The sequence below is a fragment of the Pseudomonas sp. NPDC087814 genome, assembly GCF_044742865.1.
Taxonomy (GTDB): domain Bacteria; phylum Pseudomonadota; class Gammaproteobacteria; order Pseudomonadales; family Pseudomonadaceae; genus Aquipseudomonas.
On record NZ_JBIUVK010000005.1, the window covers coordinates 114,794 to 131,355 of the forward strand.

Annotated in this window: 17 protein-coding genes; 9 read left to right on the forward strand and 8 right to left on the reverse strand. The window is 60.4% G+C overall.

Features of this window, described 5'->3' with window-relative positions:
- Nucleotides 1-3: 3 nt before the first annotated feature.
- Nucleotides 4-183 carry a DUF1289 domain-containing protein gene (locus tag ACIOMR_RS06465; protein ID WP_003207939.1) on the forward strand — a complete coding sequence of 60 codons (180 nt, stop codon included), beginning with the start codon at nucleotides 4-6 and terminating at the stop codon, nucleotides 181-183.
- 19 nt (nucleotides 184-202) lie between these two features.
- Here the strand turns inward: ACIOMR_RS06465 and ACIOMR_RS06470 are convergent, their stop codons facing one another.
- Together ACIOMR_RS06470 and ACIOMR_RS06475 are read right to left on the reverse strand one after the other, a co-directional pair.
- Nucleotides 203-1,066, reverse strand: coding sequence for a DNA/RNA non-specific endonuclease (locus tag ACIOMR_RS06470; RefSeq protein ID WP_003207938.1), 864 nt, complete (start codon nucleotides 1,064-1,066; stop codon nucleotides 203-205).
- Nucleotides 1,067-1,158: 92 nt separating this feature from the next.
- Entirely contained in the window at nucleotides 1,159-1,791 is a 633-nt protein-coding gene (locus tag ACIOMR_RS06475) for a TetR/AcrR family transcriptional regulator (RefSeq protein ID WP_023659027.1), read from the reverse strand.
- Nucleotides 1,792-1,862: 71 nt separating this feature from the next.
- On the opposite strand from ACIOMR_RS06475, the gene ACIOMR_RS06480 reads away from it, so the two are divergent.
- The gene (locus ACIOMR_RS06480; protein WP_003207934.1) at nucleotides 1,863-2,717 is read left to right on the forward strand and encodes an aldo/keto reductase family oxidoreductase; all 855 of its coding nucleotides are present in this window, start codon (nucleotides 1,863-1,865) and stop codon (nucleotides 2,715-2,717) included.
- 3 nt (nucleotides 2,718-2,720) lie between these two features.
- On the opposite strand, the gene ACIOMR_RS06485 is transcribed toward ACIOMR_RS06480, so the two are convergent.
- Together ACIOMR_RS06485 and ACIOMR_RS06490 are read right to left on the reverse strand one after the other, a co-directional pair.
- The gene (locus ACIOMR_RS06485) at nucleotides 2,721-3,416 is read right to left on the reverse strand and encodes a tRNA (adenine(22)-N(1))-methyltransferase (RefSeq protein ID WP_401192959.1); all 696 of its coding nucleotides are present in this window, start codon (nucleotides 3,414-3,416) and stop codon (nucleotides 2,721-2,723) included.
- A gap of 78 nt (nucleotides 3,417-3,494) precedes the next feature.
- Nucleotides 3,495-4,403 (reverse strand): bifunctional oligoribonuclease/PAP phosphatase NrnA, encoded by a 909-nt coding sequence (locus ACIOMR_RS06490; RefSeq protein ID WP_401192962.1) that lies wholly within the window; start codon nucleotides 4,401-4,403, stop codon nucleotides 3,495-3,497.
- Nucleotides 4,404-4,504: 101 nt separating this feature from the next.
- Between ACIOMR_RS06490 and ACIOMR_RS06495 the strand changes: the two genes are divergently transcribed.
- Nucleotides 4,505-5,011, forward strand: coding sequence for a GNAT family N-acetyltransferase (locus ACIOMR_RS06495; RefSeq protein WP_102368487.1), 507 nt, complete (start codon nucleotides 4,505-4,507; stop codon nucleotides 5,009-5,011).
- Nucleotides 5,012-5,097: 86 nt separating this feature from the next.
- Entirely contained in the window at nucleotides 5,098-5,988 is an 891-nt protein-coding gene (locus ACIOMR_RS06500; RefSeq protein ID WP_008433288.1) for a bestrophin family protein, read from the forward strand.
- Here the strand turns inward: ACIOMR_RS06500 and ACIOMR_RS06505 are convergent.
- Nucleotides 5,985-6,890, reverse strand: coding sequence for an AraC family transcriptional regulator (locus ACIOMR_RS06505; protein ID WP_401192967.1), 906 nt, complete (start codon nucleotides 6,888-6,890; stop codon nucleotides 5,985-5,987). The genes ACIOMR_RS06500 and ACIOMR_RS06505 overlap by 4 nt on opposite strands.
- Nucleotides 6,891-6,988: 98 nt before the next feature.
- On the opposite strand from ACIOMR_RS06505, the gene ACIOMR_RS06510 reads away from it, so the two are divergent.
- The 5 genes from ACIOMR_RS06510 to ACIOMR_RS06530 all read left to right on the forward strand — a co-directional run bounded on the left by ACIOMR_RS06510 (nucleotide 6,989) and on the right by ACIOMR_RS06530 (nucleotide 11,568).
- Nucleotides 6,989-7,720, forward strand: coding sequence for an SDR family oxidoreductase (locus ACIOMR_RS06510; protein WP_177069250.1), 732 nt, complete (start codon nucleotides 6,989-6,991; stop codon nucleotides 7,718-7,720).
- A 125-nt stretch (nucleotides 7,721-7,845) separates the two neighbouring features.
- Nucleotides 7,846-9,348 (forward strand): glycine betaine/L-proline transporter ProP, encoded by a 1,503-nt coding sequence (proP, locus tag ACIOMR_RS06515; protein ID WP_003207926.1) that lies wholly within the window; start codon nucleotides 7,846-7,848, stop codon nucleotides 9,346-9,348.
- A 123-nt stretch (nucleotides 9,349-9,471) separates the two neighbouring features.
- Nucleotides 9,472-9,900 (forward strand): DUF2231 domain-containing protein, encoded by a 429-nt coding sequence (locus ACIOMR_RS06520; RefSeq protein WP_003207924.1) that lies wholly within the window; start codon nucleotides 9,472-9,474, stop codon nucleotides 9,898-9,900.
- Nucleotides 9,897-11,189 (forward strand): PQQ-dependent sugar dehydrogenase, encoded by a 1,293-nt coding sequence (locus tag ACIOMR_RS06525; protein WP_401192972.1) that lies wholly within the window; start codon nucleotides 9,897-9,899, stop codon nucleotides 11,187-11,189. The genes ACIOMR_RS06520 and ACIOMR_RS06525 overlap by 4 nt, the downstream gene beginning before the upstream one ends.
- 82 nt (nucleotides 11,190-11,271) lie before the next feature.
- Nucleotides 11,272-11,568, forward strand: coding sequence for a DUF3144 domain-containing protein (locus ACIOMR_RS06530; protein ID WP_003207921.1), 297 nt, complete (start codon nucleotides 11,272-11,274; stop codon nucleotides 11,566-11,568).
- Between the two features lie 44 nt (nucleotides 11,569-11,612).
- Here the strand turns inward: ACIOMR_RS06530 and ACIOMR_RS06535 are convergent, their stop codons facing one another.
- Genes ACIOMR_RS06535 through ACIOMR_RS06545 form a run of 3 tightly spaced genes read right to left on the reverse strand, consistent with a single transcriptional unit; the run spans nucleotide 11,613 to nucleotide 16,539 of the window.
- Complete coding sequence (locus ACIOMR_RS06535; RefSeq protein ID WP_003207919.1) at nucleotides 11,613-13,436, reverse strand: ABC transporter ATP-binding protein; 1,824 nt, start codon at nucleotides 13,434-13,436, stop codon at nucleotides 11,613-11,615.
- An 11-nt stretch (nucleotides 13,437-13,447) separates the two neighbouring features.
- Nucleotides 13,448-14,953 (reverse strand): argininosuccinate lyase, encoded by a 1,506-nt coding sequence (argH, locus tag ACIOMR_RS06540; protein ID WP_023659030.1) that lies wholly within the window; start codon nucleotides 14,951-14,953, stop codon nucleotides 13,448-13,450.
- Nucleotides 14,954-14,958: 5 nt separating this feature from the next.
- Entirely contained in the window at nucleotides 14,959-16,539 is a 1,581-nt protein-coding gene (locus ACIOMR_RS06545) for an ABC transporter substrate-binding protein (RefSeq protein WP_003207917.1), read from the reverse strand.
- Between the last annotated feature and the right edge of the window lie 23 nt (nucleotides 16,540-16,562).

Here is a 16,562-nt window from a genome sequence, read left to right on the forward strand (position 1 = left end):
GCCTTGGCTAAAGATATCGAGAACCCGTGCGTCTCAACCTGCCAGCTCAGTGGTGAGCTGTGCGTGAGTTGTGGACGCACCAAGGACGATATTCGTAAATGGAAAAAGATGAAGCGGCCAGAGAAGATGGCCGCTGTGCAGCGCGCAACGTTGCGCTTGAAGACGTTGAAAAAGGGCAAGTGACGCACCCGGTTTCAGGCCGTCAAGTACGCCCGACGGACCCCGTCACCGGCAAATTCCCGAGCAACTTGAGCCCGGTGGTTTTCACAAACGTCGCGTAGTCCATCGGCTTCTCGATACGGGTTTCAGCGTTGGGCAGAACATACGCCCAGGCGCGCTTGGACGACACGTCGTAAACCAGCTTGAACAGGCGAGTCGGCACCCAGACCTTGTTGTCGCCAATGGTGCTGTAGCCCGGGTCAAACAACGGGCCGGTGAACACGAACACATTGCCGTCGGCGCGCTTGGCAAACTTGCGCACGTCCGCCTCGACCTTGCTCCAGATCTTGCGGTTGTTGGTCGGGTCTTGCGGGACCATGTTCGACAGCGCAAAGGACTGGGCCATGGCGTTGGTGCTCGGCGCATCCGCCGCCGGGGATTGATGGCCACGGTCCACGGCCGGGTGTTGGCCACGGTAGTCGCTCAACTCGGCGCGCGCGCCTTTGGGAATACGCGGGTCGGGGTAGAACTGGTTGGTGCGTTCTTCGCCTTTGGCATCCTTCAACTGGCCGGCATTCAGGCGTTCGACCACCACCAGCGGGGTCTTGCTGGTTTGCGAGTACAGCACCGCGAAATTATCGGAACACAGCGCCAGGGGTTTCATGGTGGCCGGCACGGTGGCCGTGTTGATCGGTTGTGCGGCCGGGAACAGGTCGGCGCAACTGTCGAACGATGGCTTTTTCTGTTGGCTTGAATACAGACCCAGGGCCGCGCCCTGACTGATGGAGCCCGAGCGAGAGGTATGGGATTGAGGTGGTGTGATGAGGTCCAGCAGGCCACGGGCTTGCGCCCCGGTGGAGAGCAAAACAAGGGCCGACAGCCCAACTGCAATTTTGCGTAGGTGCATGGGTTAAATCTTCAAAGTTCGATTGCGGGGCTTATGGACCCATGGATGTGACTTTAGTGCGAAGCAGCGCTGCAAAATACCCTGAACACGGTTTACGTAAGTGACTGATAGGTTTGAAGATAAGCTCGCAGCATGCGGGTCACCTGCTGTTCCAGGCCGGCTTCAAAGGCCGCAGATGCATTGCCTTCAAGCAACGCCCGAACCGGTCCCACCACCGCGCTGAGCGAGATGGCGGCGGTAAGGGATGGGTCTTCAAAACGCGCATCCGACGCCGTCGCCAACATCGCTGCAATCGCGGCCACCACCCGCTTGTTGATCCGCGCCACAAGCTCCGCACCGCCCCGCTCACCTGCGATGGCATACAGGGCTTTGGACGCCGTCGGGTCCATCAGCTTCACGGCGAGAAAAGCCGTGACAAACCCCGATGCCATTTCCGCCACCGTGGTGCCCTGGTGTTGATCGCACGCCTGCTCGACGGTCTCGGCCACCTGCACCAGATGCTTCTCCAATACCGCAGCAAGCAGTGCATCGCGGTTCGGATAGTACTGATAGAGACTGCCCACCGACATGCCCGCCCGCTCGGCCACGCGGGTCGTGGTGCAGCGCACCAGGCCCTGAGCGGTCAAAACCTGAAGGGTTGCCGTGTGCAGCGCTTCCACCGTCGCCGCCGACCGGGCCTGGACCGCTGATTTTCTTGGCTTTAACGACGCTTTGAGAGGGCTCATGGAATGCGAATTCTAAACCTGAAGGATCCTTCATATTATAGGCTTCCTCCCGTCAAGCAAGAGCTCCGACCATGACCACCAGCACATTCAATCTCGGCGATCGCACCGTCAACCGCATCGGCTACGGTGCCATGCAACTGGCCGGCCCAGGCGTGTTTGGCCCGCCCAAGGACCGTGATGCAGCGCTGGCCTTACTGCGCGAGGCCGTCGCTTGCGGCGTGAACCATATCGACACCAGCGACTTCTACGGGCCGCATGTCACCAATCAGATTATTCGTGAGGCACTGCACCCGTATAAAGACGATCTTACGATCGTCACCAAGGTAGGCGCCCGCCGTGGCGACGATGGCGCCTGGTTCAACGCTTCGTCGAAGGCCGAGCTGACCCAGGCCGTGCACGACAACCTGCGCAACCTGGGCCTGGATGTGCTGGACGTGGTGAATGTGCGGGCCATGCACGGCGTGATGGGCACTGCCGAAGGCTCGATCGAGGAACCCCTGAGTGCCATTGCCGAGCTGCAACAACAGGGCCTGATACGCCATATCGGCATCAGCAACGTTACCCCGACGCAGGTCGCCGAGGCGCGAAAAATCGTGCGCTTCGTGTGCGTCCAGAACCTGTACAACATCGCCCACCAACACGATAACGCGATGCTCGACGAATTGGCCCGGGACGGCATCGCCTATGTGCCATTCTTCCCGCTGGGCGGATTTTCGCCAGTGCAGTCAGCGGTGTTGTCGAACGTTGCACAGCGCCTCGGCGTCACCCCGATGCAACTGGCCCTGGCATGGCTGCTGCGCCGTTCCCCGAATATCCTGCTGATCCCGGGAACGTCCTCGGTCACCCATCTACGGGAAAACATCGCGGTGGGCGAGCTGGATCTTTCGGACGAGGTACTCGCAGAGCTGAACACCCTCGCAGGCTGACCCTCACGCCAGCAGTTCTGCGATCCACCGCGCCTGCTGGGCGACCTCTTGCACCTTGTCCTCGGGCACCGCTTGCCGCGCCTGGGCGAAGTCGCTCAGGGTCTGCTGTTTGTGGCGCAGGATGCGCTGCCACTTGAGCAGGAATTCCGGGCTGCGGGCCTGCATTTGCAGCGGGCCGAAGTACAGTTCTTCGGCGGTGTAGGTCACAGGCCCGGCGTGCTCGGCAACGATGATTTCGTAGAAGAAGCGATTTTCCCGCAGCAGCTCTTCGCACACGATGTGGTAGCCGTTCTCCATCAACCACTGGCGCAACGGTTGCTCGCCGCCGTTGGGCTGCAGCACCAGGCGCTCCTCGCCACTGAGACGCGCCTTGTCGCTGTCGAGGATGTCGCGGATGGTCTCGCCGCCCATGCCGCAGATGCTGATCGCGTTGATCCCGTCTCCCGGCTCGATCGCCGCCAGGCCACTGGCCAGGCGTACGGTGATGTGTTGCTCCAGCTCGTTCTCGCGCACCGTGCGCTCGGCTGCGCGAAACGGCGTCAGGGCCACCTCGCCCGCCACCGCCGCCACGATGGCGCCGCGGCGCATCAATGCCACCGGCAGGTAGCCGTGGTCGGAGCCGATATCCGCCAGGCGCGCCCCGGCGGGGACGTGCGTCGCCACGCGCTCAAGGCGCATGGACAATGTGTGTTCGTTCAACTGACGTTCCTTTTCGGTAATACCCTGGCCATTGTATTGCGGGTTCTTCAAAGAGGAACGTCACTTTGGTGAACGCCGTCAATCAGTGGCCGCCAGCCTTACCAGTTCCTTGCGCAACAGCGAACGATCCAGCACCGCCATCCCGGCCTGCCAGTCGATGGAAAGCAACTGGCTCAGTTTTTCCTGGCTGACCTTGGGCTCAGCCAGGAAATAACTTCTGCACTCGCGGATACTGATGAGATTCACCAGCCAGTCCTCCCCCTGCGCCGCCAGCCAATCAGCGATGGTCGAGCGATGCTTTCGGATCAGCGCACCGGCATCCCACACCGTCATCTGCGCAAAAACCTGCGGCAGGTTGCTGTCGGCTTTCAGCCACTTCAGGTCACCCGCCAACGCGCCTGCAAGGTCTGACTCGATAGTGGCCTGGCACTCGGAGAAATACCGCTCAGGCCAGCCCGCCGCGAGTTTCGCCAGCAGCGCGAGGGTTTCATAAGCCCGAACATCCGCCGCGGTGGTCAACTGCCCGGTAAAATTCAGGGTATTGTCCAGGATTGCCGTGGCCAGCAGCGCGGCACTGTGCTCACTGATCAGCGGCAACAAACCGGCCGCTTCCCAACGCAGGAAAACCTGCGTCGCTGCTGCACCGATCAAACGGATGTCTGCGGCACTTCCCAGCCTCTGCGCCCAATAGGTTTCAAACCCCGGGTGATGGTCAATCACCTCCACCACCTGATCGAGCACGACCACCGGGTCGAAGTGGTGGAAGTCCGAGATATCCACCATCACAAACTCATCGCCGGGCTCGGGTCGGTAGTCATCCAGTGACGATCGCCAGCCGAGCACGGTCCTGGAGATGCTGGCATTCAGTGGAGCACTGCTGACGGCACGCGCCTCGATTCCCTGACGATTCAACAACTCGGCATACGCAATGCAGCAGGCGTATGCATCGATGTCCAGATACGCCGAGCCGGAGGTGACTACCCTCATCGGAAAAACTCCATGATTTCATATTTTTGGCAGGCAAATTTCACACGCCTTTATGACGAAAACATGACTAAATGGACAGAACAACCCTGGAGATTCGAGCAATGACGTCATTTCGCGTTCGCGAGCTGAGCAGTACGGACACTGAAGCATTGCTGGCCTTCGAAGCCCGTAACCGTGACTGGTTCGAGTCGCATATCGAGGCGCGCGACCCATCGTTTTACTCGGTGCAGGGCGTCGCCGAGCATATTGACGGTTATCTATCTGGCCTGGCCACCGGCACATGGCACCCGTTCGTGATCGAAGACGCCAGCGGCGAAATCGTCGGTCGCGCCAACCTGAAAAGCATCGACTCGCCAAAGGGCTCTGCCGAAGTCGGCTACCGCGTGGGTGAGCGCTCGTGCGGGCAAGGGCTGGCAACCCTGGCGCTGAACCATCTGATCCGCGAGGCACAGGCGCGCTGGGCACTGACCCAACTGGTGGCGTACGTGTACCCCGAGAATGTGGGCTCACAAAAAGTCCTGACCCGCTGCGGTTTCGTGCCCGACCAGCCCGCACCGGACGGCAAGCCCCAGGGCGAAAACCGCTTTGTCCTGACATTCCAGGCCTGAAGAGCCGACCCGCCGGCGAACCTTTACCCGGTAAACACCGTCCGAGCTAGGGCATTGATGTTTACCGCTCGCCGCGAGGTTTCCGTTTGAAAGCTGCCATCATCAAAAAATACCGCCTGATCATCAAGACCATGGGCTATGTAGGCTGGGCGCTGTTCTGGCTGCTGCTCTGGGATATCGCCGTCACCGTGGACTTCATGCTGTTCCTCAACAGCAAGATCAACCTGCCGCTGATGCCGCTCACCCTGCTCGGCTCGGCGCTGGTGGTGCTGATCAGTTTCCGCAACAGCAGCGCCTACAACCGCTGGTGGGAGGCACGCACGTTGTGGGGGGCGATGGTCAACAATTCCCGCAGCTTCGCCCGGCAAGTGCTGACGCTGCTGGATGACCCGGACAATGAGGTCAACCCGATAAAGGCGACCTTGCTGCGCCGTCACGTGGCGTATGTGAACTGCCTGGCGGCGCACTTGCGGGGCCAGCCTTGCCCGGAAGAAATCCGCGCCTTCCTGCCGGCCAACGAGTTCGCCCGCAGCACCAGTACCAATAACTTTTCCAACGACATCATCAACGGCTCCGCAGCCCTGCTGGCCCAGGAATACAAGGCCGGGCGCCTGGACAGCATTCGCCTGGCACGGTTGGAGTCGACTCTGGTGGATTTGTCCAACAGCCAGGGCGGCATGGAGCGCATCGCCAATACGCCGCTGCCCTACCCTTACGTGTATTTCCCGCGGCTGTTCATCTCGCTGTTCTGCCTGATCGTGCCGGTGGGCCTGGTGGAATCCCTGGGCTGGTTCACCCCGCTGGCGTCCACGGTGGTGGGCTTCATGCTGCTGGCCATCGAACGCATCGGCACCGATTTGCAAAGCCCGTTCCGCGACAGCGAGCACCAGATCCAGATGGAAGCCCTTTGCGAAACCATCGAGAAAAACCTGCAGTCGATGCAGCGTGATTCCCTGGGGGGCGAGCGGATCAGTTAATCCACCGGTGCGCCCTCGCCGCGAGCATAAACGGTCGGCGACTGCCCGGCATACCGGGTAAACGCCACGCTGAAGGCACTGGCGGAGCCATAGCCGACCTGCTCGGCAATGTCGGCGATACCGCCTGCCTGATTGCGCAGCAGCTTCTTCGCCAGCGCCATGCGCCAGGCCAACAGGTACGCCATCGGGGCGACACCCACGGCGCGGTTGAAGCGTTCGAAAAACGTCGAGCGCGACAGTGCGGCGTGTTTTGCCAGTTCCGCCACCGTCCAGGCCCGCATGGGTTGTTCGTGCAGCAGGCGGATAGCGACCGCCAGTCGTTCGTCAGACAAGCCCTGCAGCAACCCGGGGGATGCCCTCGTACTGCCTGTCGAGCGCAAGGCTTCGATCAGCAACACTTCCAGCAACCGATCCAGAATCACTTCCCGTGCAGGCCGCTGGCTGCGTGACTCCTCACCCACAAGATGGACCAGGGTTGCCAGTCTCGGCTCCCCGCGCACATGCACCAGCTCGGGCAGTAACGACACCAGCAAGGCTGCGTCGGGTGAGGCAAACGCACAATGCCCGACCAACAAGCGAATATCCGCCGGCCCGCTCTGTTCGCCAATCCGGAACTCCCCATCAGGCTGCACAACGGGTGTGGTTTCCGGCAGTTCCAGGTCAACGGCACTCGACATGCCGGACACCCGGGAAGCCGGAATCAACACAAAATCCCCGGCCTGCAAAGGTACCGCCGGCCTGCCGTCGAAGGTCAGCCAGCATTGGCCTTCAAGCACCGCGCAGTAAAACGGCTGACCATTGTGGGCCCGCTGCACGCGCCAGGCACCGGCGCCGCTGACCACTTTGTAAAAGCCTGCGGTGGGTTGCAGCAATGTGACGATCTCGGCCAGCGGGTCGACCATGACCGGACTCCTGCAAATGAAATTTGGACTTTGAAGCATAGCAAGTCCAATCAACGCGGCCTATCGTTTTACGACCCTCACCACTGGCAGGAACGTCCATGAATACTGTATTGATCACCGGCTGCTCGTCCGGCTTCGGCCTGGAAATCGCTCGCTACTTCCTGGCCCGGGACTGGAAGGTCGTCGCCACCATGCGTACGCCCCGGGAAGACCTTCTACCGCCTTCGGAGCACCTGCGGGTGCTGGCGCTTGATGTGAGTGACGAGGCCAGCATCCAGCAGGCCATCGAAGCCGCCGGGCCGGTTGATGTACTGGTCAACAACGCCGGGATCGGCCTGCTGGGTGCGGTCGAAGGCATCAACATGCAAACGATCCGCGAGGTATTCGAAACCAACACCTTCGGTACCATCGCGATGACCCAGGCCGTGCTCCCGCAATTTCGTGAGCGCAAGGCCGGCGTGGTAATCAACGTCACCTCCAGTGTGACCTTGCTACCGTTGCCGTTGCTCGCCGTATACACCGCCAGCAAATGCGCAGTGAACGGCTTCACCGAATCCCTGGCGTTGGAACTGGCGGCGTTCAATGTACGCGCCAACCTGGTATTGCCAGGGCGCGCACCGACCACCCGCTTCGGCGAAAACGCCCGCAACCGCATCCTGATTCCCGAGGCTTACGCAGGCCTGGCGGAACGCATATTTGCCGCCTGGGGGGAGCCTTCCGAGGTCACGTTGGCCGAGGATGTGGCTGAAGCCGTATGGCGCGCGGCGACTGACCCAAACAGCCCGATGCGTATCCCGGCCGGGGCGGATGCGGTGGCGTTGTCCCGGTAAGGCGCTGGCCGTTAACAAAAAAATCCAGCCAGTGGTGAATTATTCAGTGTCCGCATGTATCTGACCCATTAAGCGCATGCCACCAAAACAGTGGCATCGAAATGGACCTGCGGCTGAGTATTCCCATGAAATCACGCAAGAAAACCGTCAATCCGATTGGATTGGATGACATCACCATCGTCGACGACGCCAAGATGCGCAAGGCGATCACCGCCGCTGCGCTGGGCAATGCCATGGAGTGGTTCGACTTCGGGGTGTATGGCTTTGTCGCCTATGTGCTGGGCAAGGTGTTCTTCCCCGAAGCGTCTCCCAGCGTACAGATGATCGCGGCCCTGGCGACCTTCTCGGTGCCGTTCCTGATTCGCCCGCTGGGCGGCCTGTTCTTTGGCCGGCTGGGGGACAAATACGGCCGGCAAAAGGTCCTGGCGGCGACCATCGTGATCATGTCCCTGAGCACTTTCGCCATCGGACTGATCCCCTCCTATGACTCGATCGGCATCTGGGCGCCGATCCTGTTGCTGCTGGCCAAGATGGCCCAGGGCTTCTCGGTGGGCGGTGAGTACACCGGGGCCTCGATCTTCGTCGCCGAATACGCCCCGGACCGCAAGCGCGGCTTCCTCGGCAGTTGGCTGGACTTCGGCTCCATCGCCGGCTTCGTGCTCGGCGCGGGCGTGGTGGTGCTGATTTCGGCGGTGATCGGCGAAGACGCCTTCCAGTCCTGGGGCTGGCGCCTGCCGTTCTTCCTCGCCCTGCCGCTGGGCATGATCGGGCTCTACTTGCGTCATGCCCTGGAAGAAACACCGGCCTTTCAACAGCACGTGGAGCAACTCGAACAAGGTGACCGCGAAGGCCTGGCGGGCGGCCCGAAAGTCTCGTTCAAGGAAGTCGCCACCAAGCACTGGCGCAGCCTGATGACCTGTGTCGGCGTGGTGGTGGTGACCAACGTCACGTACTACATGCTGCTCACCTACATGCCGAGCTACCTGTCGCACAACCTGCACTACAGCGAAAACCACGGCGTGTTGATCATCATCGCGATCATGGTCGGCATGTTGTTCGTGCAGCCGATGATTGGCTTTGTCAGCGACAAGATCGGGCGCAAACCCTTCATTCTGTTCGGCAGCATCGCGCTGTTCTTTCTCGCCATTCCGGCGTTCATGCTGATCAACAGCGGCAAGCTCGGGCTGATTTTCTCGGGGCTGCTGATCATTGCGGTGGTGCTCAACTTCTTTATCGGCGTGATGGCGTCCACCCTGCCGGCGATGTTCCCTACCCACATCCGCTACAGCGCGCTCGCCAGCGCCTTCAACATCTCGATCCTGATTGCCGGCCTCACGCCAACCGCCATGGCCTGGCTGGTGGAGACCACCAACAACCTGTACATGCCGGCCTATTACCTGATGGTGTTCGCCGTGCTGGGGCTTTTCACCGCCCTGACCATGAAGGAAACCGCCAATAAACCCCTGCGCGGTGCGGCACCGGCGGCGTCGGATATCGAGGAAGCCAAGGAGCTGCTGCAGGAGCACGAAGATAATATCGAGCAGAAGATCGAAGATATCGACGCGCAAATCGCCGAGCTGGAAGCCAAGCGTGAAAACCTGGTGCAGCAACATCCACGCATCAACTGACGCAACATATTTGGAAACGAATAGCGGGTGAACTAACGCGCAAGCAGCACGCTCCTTCCTTAAGCGCAGTCAGCGCGGCCCTGATGAGCCTCATCAGGGCCGCTCAACGATAAGGAGCCGCCCGTGACCGACACCACCACCCTCACCTACCGCTGCACGCCTGGCCCGCTTCACGCGACCTTGCTGGCCGGTACCGTCCCGCTGTTTCTCGGCGCCCTGCTGAGCGACATTGCCTACTACCAGACCTACCAGATCCAATGGAGCAACTTCGCCGCCTGGCTGATCGCCGGCGCCCTGCTGTTCTGCGGGCTGGCGGGGTTGTTTGCACTGGTCAACCTGCTGCGTGCCGACCGCAAGGCCGGGCGCCCCACGGTGTACTTCCTGCTGTTGCTGGTGACCTGGGCGCTGGGCCTGGTAAATGCCTTTGAACATGCGAAGGATGCCTGGGCCGTGATGCCTTCGGGCCTGGTGCTGTCTGCCGTCGTGACCCTGCTGGCCTGCGTGACCACGTGGGTCGGGCTGACCAACCTGCGCTCGGGAGGTGCCCAATGAAGCCTTCCAGCACGCTGACCGTTTTAAGCATGGCGGTGCTGTTGAGCGCCTGCGGTGGCGAAGCCGACAGCACTCAAGCTCGCGGCCCCGACCCCAAGCTGCCGGAACCCCAGCGCGGCCTGTTGCCCAGCATGAAGATCGCCGAACCGGTGGCCTGGGGCGAGCAGAAACCTACGGTGCCCGAGGGTTTCAGCATCACGGCCATCGCCACCGACCTGCGGATCCCGCGCCAGACCCTGGTGCTGCCCAACGGCGACATTCTCGTCGCCGAAGGCCGGGGCGGCAGCGCAGCGAAACTCAAGCCCAAGGATGTGATCGCCAGCGTGATCAAGGCCGAGGGCAACACCAAGGTCAAGGGCGGCAATCGCCTGACCCTGCTGCGCGATGCCGACGGTGACGGCACCTACGAGTTGAAAACCGTATTCGCCGAAAACCTCAACGCGCCCTACGGCCTGGCCTTTGCCGACGGCAAGCTGTACGTGGCGAACCAGAATGCGCTGGTGCGCTTCGACTACGAAGACGGCCAGACCAAGGCCGGTGGCCCGCCCACCACCGTCACCGAGCTGCCCGCCGCGATCAATCACCACTGGACCAAATCCCTGGCGATCAGCCCCGACGGCCGCTCGCTGTATGTGGGCATCGGGTCCAACAGCAACATCACCGAACGCGGCATGGAGGTCGAGATCGACCGGGCGATGGTCTGGCAGATCGACGCCGCCACCGGTGCCCACAAGCCTTATGCAACCGGTTTGCGCAACCCGACGGCATTGACCATTCAACCGGGCTCCGGGCAGGTGTGGGCGGTGGTCAACGAGCGGGATGAACTGGGGCCGGACCTGGTGCCGGATTACCTGACCTCGGTGCGCGAAGGCGAATTCTACGGCTGGCCCTACAGCTATTGGGGCCAGAACGTCGACACCCGCGCCCAACCGCAGAACCCGGCCAAGGTCGCCGCCGCGATCAAGCCGGATTACAGCCTGGGTTCCCACGTCGCCGCGCTGGGCGTCGACTTTTCCATCCCGGCCATGGGCGAGAAATATGCCGACGGCGTCTTCGTCGGCGAGCACGGCAGCTGGAACCGGGACAATCCGGTGGGCTACAAGGTGATCTTCGTGCCGTTCAGCAATGGCCAGCCTGCCGGTGAGCCGCTGGACTTCGCCACGGGTTTCCGCGGGGACGATGGCAAGACTCGCGGGCGGCCGGTGGGGGTCACGGTTGATCCGAAGGGTGCGCTGATCATTGCCGATGACCTGGCCAACACGGTGTGGAGGGTGACGCGCAATAAATAAGGCCTGAAGCGGCCGATGTGGTTGCCTTCCTGTGGAGCGCGGCGGTACCTTCGCCGCACTCACGAACAGGAAGGTAACCGCAATGCCAGACACCACCGACAACGGCTTCTATGATCGCGCGGACGCGCACATCGAGCTGTCCAACGAGCAGTTCAGGGCGTTCGCCGACCTGGGCAAAGTCAGCGCCTCGATGATGTTCGGCACCACACGCTTCAATGCCTGGGTCAGCGCACGCAGCTTTAAATCCGGCGAAGAAATGGCCCAGGCCCGTGAGGCGATGCTGAAGTATTTCTGTGATCAGTACCGGATGATGCTTGAGGATAATCTTGATGATCACATCAACAATTTCAGCAAGTACATGCTCGTTAAGGGCAGTTGAACCCGCCCGCACAGGGCGGTGTGTCGACCTGTGATACCCGGCGCTCAAATTGCAACGAAGTGGCCCGCGGCGACCTCGCGGTAACTGATCGGCGGAGCCTTGTAGCCCACCTCGTAAATCCTGCTGGGCACGCTCTCCTCCATCAGGCTGAACGGCTTTCTGGGCACGTTCAGGTCCGCCGAGGGCACCGCGCTCAGCAACCTTTGGGTGTAAGGGTGCTGAGGCTGCTCGAACACTGACTGGCGTGGCCCGATCTCAACGATGCGTCCGTGGTACATCACCCCGACCCGGTGGCTGACCCGCTCGACCACCGCCAGGTCATGGGAAATAAACAGAAATGAAATGCCCATCTCGCGCTGCAGGTCCTGCAGGAGATTAATCACCTGGGCTTGAATGGACACGTCCAGCGCCGAGACGGCTTCATCGGCGATGATCAGCTTCGGAGACAGAGTCAGCGCCCGCGCGATGCAGATCCGCTGTCGCTGCCCACCCGAGAACTCGTGCGGATAGCGTTGTGCATGCTCCGCCGACAGCCCCACCTTCTCCAGCAATATTCGCACCTGCTTTCGTGCTTGCGCGCCATGTGCAATGCCATGAACATGCAGCGGCTCCAGCAGGCTGTTCTCGATCGTGAGACGCGGGTTCAGGGATGCATAGGGATCCTGGAAGACCATCTGGATATCGCGGCGCAGCGAGTTCATATCGCTCTTGTTCAACGTCGTAAGGTTCTTGCCACCGAAAACGATATTCCCGCCCTGTATCGGCATCAGCCCGGCAATCGCACGAGCGCTGGTAGATTTCCCGCACCCGGACTCGCCCACCAGGGCCAGCGTTTCACCTGAGTAGATATCAAAGTCGATGCCTTCGACGGCATGCACACGGCGCCGGACCTTCCCGAGGAGACCACCTTTGAGGTCGTACCGAATGGACAACGACTCGACTCTGAGCACCGGCGGACTCTGGTAGTCCGGGGCCACGCCAGGCGCAGGTTCTGCACCCGCTGCGACGTCATCATCGATCAAGGCAAATTTTGCGGGAAGTTGAGTGCCACGCATTGAGCCGATTTTTGGAACAGCCGCCAGCAATGCCCGGGTGTAGGGCTGCTTGGGCTCCTGCAGCACTGCCCTTGCCGGACCTTGCTCAACGGTCTCGCCTTTCTTCATCACCATCACATGGTCTGCGACTTCCGCCACCACGCCCATATCGTGGGTGATAAAGATCACACCCATGGCCAGGCTATCTTGCAGCTCCTTGATAATCCGCAGGATCTGCGCCTGCACCGTCACATCCAACGCTGTGGTCGGCTCGTCGGCGATCAGCAGTGTGGGCTCGCAGACCAGCGACATCGCAATCATGATCCGTTGGCGCATGCCGCCGGAAAGCTCATGGGGAAACCGGTTCATGACCTGCTTCGCATCCGGAATACGCACCAGGTCCAGCATGCGTAATGCCTGGGCTTCGGCTTGCGCACGGCTGCACCGCTGATGCAGCAAGATGCCTTCGATGAGTTGCGCGCTGATCTTGAAGACCGGATTCAGCGAAGTCATGGGCTCCTGAAAGATCATCGACATGGACGAGCCCCGCAGTGTGCGCATGACAGACTCGGGCGCCGCCACCAGGTCGACAATCTGGTTATTCCTGGTTTGCAGCTCCATCGAGCCCGAAAGCACCCGTCCGCCGGCGCGCTTGATCAGGCCCATCATCGCCATTGAGGTGACGGATTTGCCGGAGCCGGACTCACCCACGATCGCCAGCGTCTGACCGCGCATCACCTCGAAGGACACATCGCGCACCACCGGCGTCTCGCGCCCTCTGGTGCCGAAGCCGACACTCAGGTTTTTCACCCGGGCTACCAAATTCTCGTTCATGAGGCGCTCCTTTAATCGACGATCGCCGAGATGGCCGCGTCAAGGTCGGCACGGGATTGATCGACCTTGCGCCGGCTCTGCGCAACCCACTCACGGTCCTGCTCCAGCTCGTTCTGGGCGATCGACAATAATCGCCGGACCTCGTCCGGGCCGACGCCGCCCGCGGAAGTGCGGGTCTCGACAAAACGGCGCGGGTTCAAAGCATCGCGGACCTGGGCATCCGAGTAGCCCAGGGTTGAGCCGACAGTTTCCACGCTGGCTTGATCCAGTGCGGCGCCGGTCACCCCGGCAGGAGCCACGCCCTCGTACAGGCAGTTACGCACCAGGCGGGCCACGATGTGGTGGACCTGGCGGAAAGAGATGCCCCGGTCCCGAACGATCACATCGGCGAGGTTGCTGGCGGTGCACCAACTCCCGGAGAGCAGGGCTGTCATCCGGTCCTCATGCACCACCAGGGTTTCAATGATGCCGGTAAACAGGTCCAACATGCCTTCGGTGGTGGCCAGCGCATCATGGATCAACGGCAGGTCGCGCATCGCCTGGTCGCCGGTGCCTTCGGACCGGAAAGTGGCCAGGGCCGTGCTGAGCCAGGTCACCGATCCACCTGCAGCTTTCTTGATGGTTTCCAAGCCGCTGGGGTTTTTCTTCTGCGGGAAAATACTGCTGGTGCCGCAATAGCCGTCGTGGCTTTCCACCGTTCCAAATTCGACGCTCGACCAGATATGCAGGTCGGTTGCCAGGTCGTTCAGGTCGGCCATGACAAAGGACAATGCGCCAATCGTCTCTGCTGCGTACCATGCTTCGCGGCCCAGCTTGGAGTTTTCTACCAGGCTGTCGAACCCCAACAGGTGCGTGGTGCGCCCACGGTCCAGCGGCCAGGACGTGCCGGCCAGGCCGACGGCACCAAGGGGGTTGCGATTGACCCGGGTGTAAGCGTGCATCAAGCGGCTGAAGCTGTCGTGCAGCCTCGACGTAAAACTCAAAAGGTAGTGGCCGAACACCCAGGGCTGGGCATGCTGCATATGGGTGTAGCCGGGCATGATGGTGCCCGAATGCGTGGAGGCCTTCTGAATCAACGCCACCTGGAACTCATTGATACGGTCCAGCACCGCCAGGATGCGCTTGCGGTCGTACAGGCGGCGTACCGTTGCCCCTTGGTCTATCCGGCTGCGGCCGGTGTGCATCTGCCCGGCCGAGTCTTCGCCGATCCGGGAGAAAAGGTACGATTCAACCTGAAGCAGGAAGCTGCCTTTCTTTACATCAAACGGGAAGTCGGCGGGAACCATGTCCCGAATCAACCGCAGCTCCGCGAGGATGGCTTGCCCGACCGACACAGAAAGAATCTGCTGTTCAACCAGCATCACGGTGTGCGCCAGGTCCACTTCGACAAACTCGTGAAACTGACGTTTCTCGGTCTCAAGTGCCGGAATATCATGGTACTTGACCATGCGTTCAGCGGGAGGAGCACTCAGGCGAGCGTCGGTTAACAGTGTTTCGTTGGCATGTAAATTCGACATTTAAATCACCGCTCAATAAGTTCTACATTCGTCAAATCGATGGTCCCTTCATAATCGACATCCAGGCCATTCAACGCTTTACGCACACCAATTATTTGCTCCTGGTCAAACAGCGGCAGATTGTCCGGGTCTTGTTCCCATAGAATCTGCTGAATCTGGCCGTAATAGGACATGCGTGTTTTTTCATCCAGTTCACGCGAGGCCAACTGAAGTAATTTGTCTACCTGAGGGTTGCTGTAACCCGTGAGATTCTGCGGGTCGCCGCTGGACAACTTTCGACGCAAACGAATATCCGCGTCAGATATGCCCGTTCCCAGTAACCACATGTTTGCGTCATTGCTACCTTTGCCCGTGCCCTTGCCCGGCTCGGGGCGATACAAGTTCTTTTGATACGTTGCCCATTCCCATACCTTAAACTCGGTCTTCAGCCCCACGGCGTTAAGATAGCCTTGGACAACTTCCGAGACCTGGCGATCTTTGGTATAGCGTCCCGCCGGGGTCCATATAACTACGGTGCCTGGATAACCGCCTGGATATACCTCGTTAATTATTTTTCTTGCCGCATCAGGGTCGTACTTCACCGGAGGGAATTCACGTCGGGCTTGCGTACCCTCCGGAAATGGGCCAGTGGGTACTTTTCCATATCCCAACAACACTTTGTCGACCAATGCCTGGCGATCAATCGCCATACTCACCGCCCTCCGTATGCGCGGGTCATCAAAGGGCGGTTTGGTCAGGTTCATTTCAAAGAACACCTGGAATGTGCTGGGTACCCGCAGCAAGGTGGATTTATTCAGTTCCTTTAATTCAATAGCCGCCTCGGGCGATAAATTTGCCGCGATATCCGCATTGTTCGTTCGCAGCTCTATGACTCGGGAAGAATCTTCCCTGACCGGACGGAACACGATGGTTTCCGGTTTTGCCGTTGTTCCATAAAAAGCGTTGTTCTTATGAATAACGGCCTGGTCGTTGGGTATCCAACTATCAAATACGTAGGGCCCGGTACCGACGGGATGGTGCCCATAAGCCCGTCCATATTTAACGACAGCGGCCGGACTGCTGATTGACGAAGATTCTTTTGCCAGTAACTCCAACATTGTGGGTGAGGGATTTTTTGTGGTGATGCGTAACTCATTCGGCGCTAGCGCATCCACCGAAGCTATATCCGCATAGTAGGACCGGTGCGGAGAACCGAGCTTGGGGTTCATGATTCGGTCCAGGTTAAACTTCACCGCTGCAGCATCAAACGCCGTGCCGTCATGAAAGGTAATTCCCGGTTTCAGGATAAAAATCCATTGCCGTCCATCCTCGGACCTTGACCATGACTGCGCCAAATCAGCTACAAACGTGTTATGCCCGTGACCGTCCCATGCGACCAACCGATTAAACAGGTGATTAATCACGTTATAGGAAGGCACACTGCGCGAAATCGCTGGGTCCAGGGTATCGATATCAGCGCCTTGAACGAATGTCAGCTTCTTCAGGTCTTTGGCGTTGGCAACAAACGATAGGCCCGCCGACAGTCCAAGGATGCCGACAACAGCGAAACTCCGTATCAATACTTCCAGGCAATTCAGACGCCGCATAATCTTTCTCGCTTGATAATTCT

Bases quoted from the DNA above. Each gene is read 5' to 3' on its own strand.
- ACIOMR_RS06470 (WP_003207938.1), bottom strand. From the start codon at position 1,066: ATGCACCTACGCAAAATTGCAGTTGGGCTGTCGGCCCTTGTTTTGCTC.
- ACIOMR_RS06490 (WP_401192962.1), bottom strand. From the start codon at position 4,403: ATGAGGGTAGTCACCTCCGGCTCGGCGTATCTGGACATCGATGCATAC.
- argH (WP_023659030.1), bottom strand. From the start codon at position 14,953: ATGTCGAATTTACATGCCAACGAAACACTGTTAACCGACGCTCGCCTG.
- ACIOMR_RS06525 (WP_401192972.1), top strand. From the start codon at position 9,897: ATGAAGCCTTCCAGCACGCTGACCGTTTTAAGCATGGCGGTGCTGTTG.
- ACIOMR_RS06480 (WP_003207934.1), top strand. From the start codon at position 1,863: ATGACCACCAGCACATTCAATCTCGGCGATCGCACCGTCAACCGCATC.
- proP (WP_003207926.1), top strand. From the start codon at position 7,846: ATGAAATCACGCAAGAAAACCGTCAATCCGATTGGATTGGATGACATC.
- ACIOMR_RS06535 (WP_003207919.1), bottom strand. From the start codon at position 13,436: ATGAACGAGAATTTGGTAGCCCGGGTGAAAAACCTGAGTGTCGGCTTC.
- ACIOMR_RS06505 (WP_401192967.1), bottom strand. From the start codon at position 6,890: ATGGTCGACCCGCTGGCCGAGATCGTCACATTGCTGCAACCCACCGCA.
- ACIOMR_RS06530 (WP_003207921.1), top strand. From the start codon at position 11,272: ATGCCAGACACCACCGACAACGGCTTCTATGATCGCGCGGACGCGCAC.
- ACIOMR_RS06545 (WP_003207917.1), bottom strand. From the start codon at position 16,539: ATGCGGCGTCTGAATTGCCTGGAAGTATTGATACGGAGTTTCGCTGTT.
- ACIOMR_RS06510 (WP_177069250.1), top strand. From the start codon at position 6,989: ATGAATACTGTATTGATCACCGGCTGCTCGTCCGGCTTCGGCCTGGAA.
- ACIOMR_RS06475 (WP_023659027.1), bottom strand. From the start codon at position 1,791: ATGAGCCCTCTCAAAGCGTCGTTAAAGCCAAGAAAATCAGCGGTCCAG.
- ACIOMR_RS06495 (WP_102368487.1), top strand. From the start codon at position 4,505: ATGACGTCATTTCGCGTTCGCGAGCTGAGCAGTACGGACACTGAAGCA.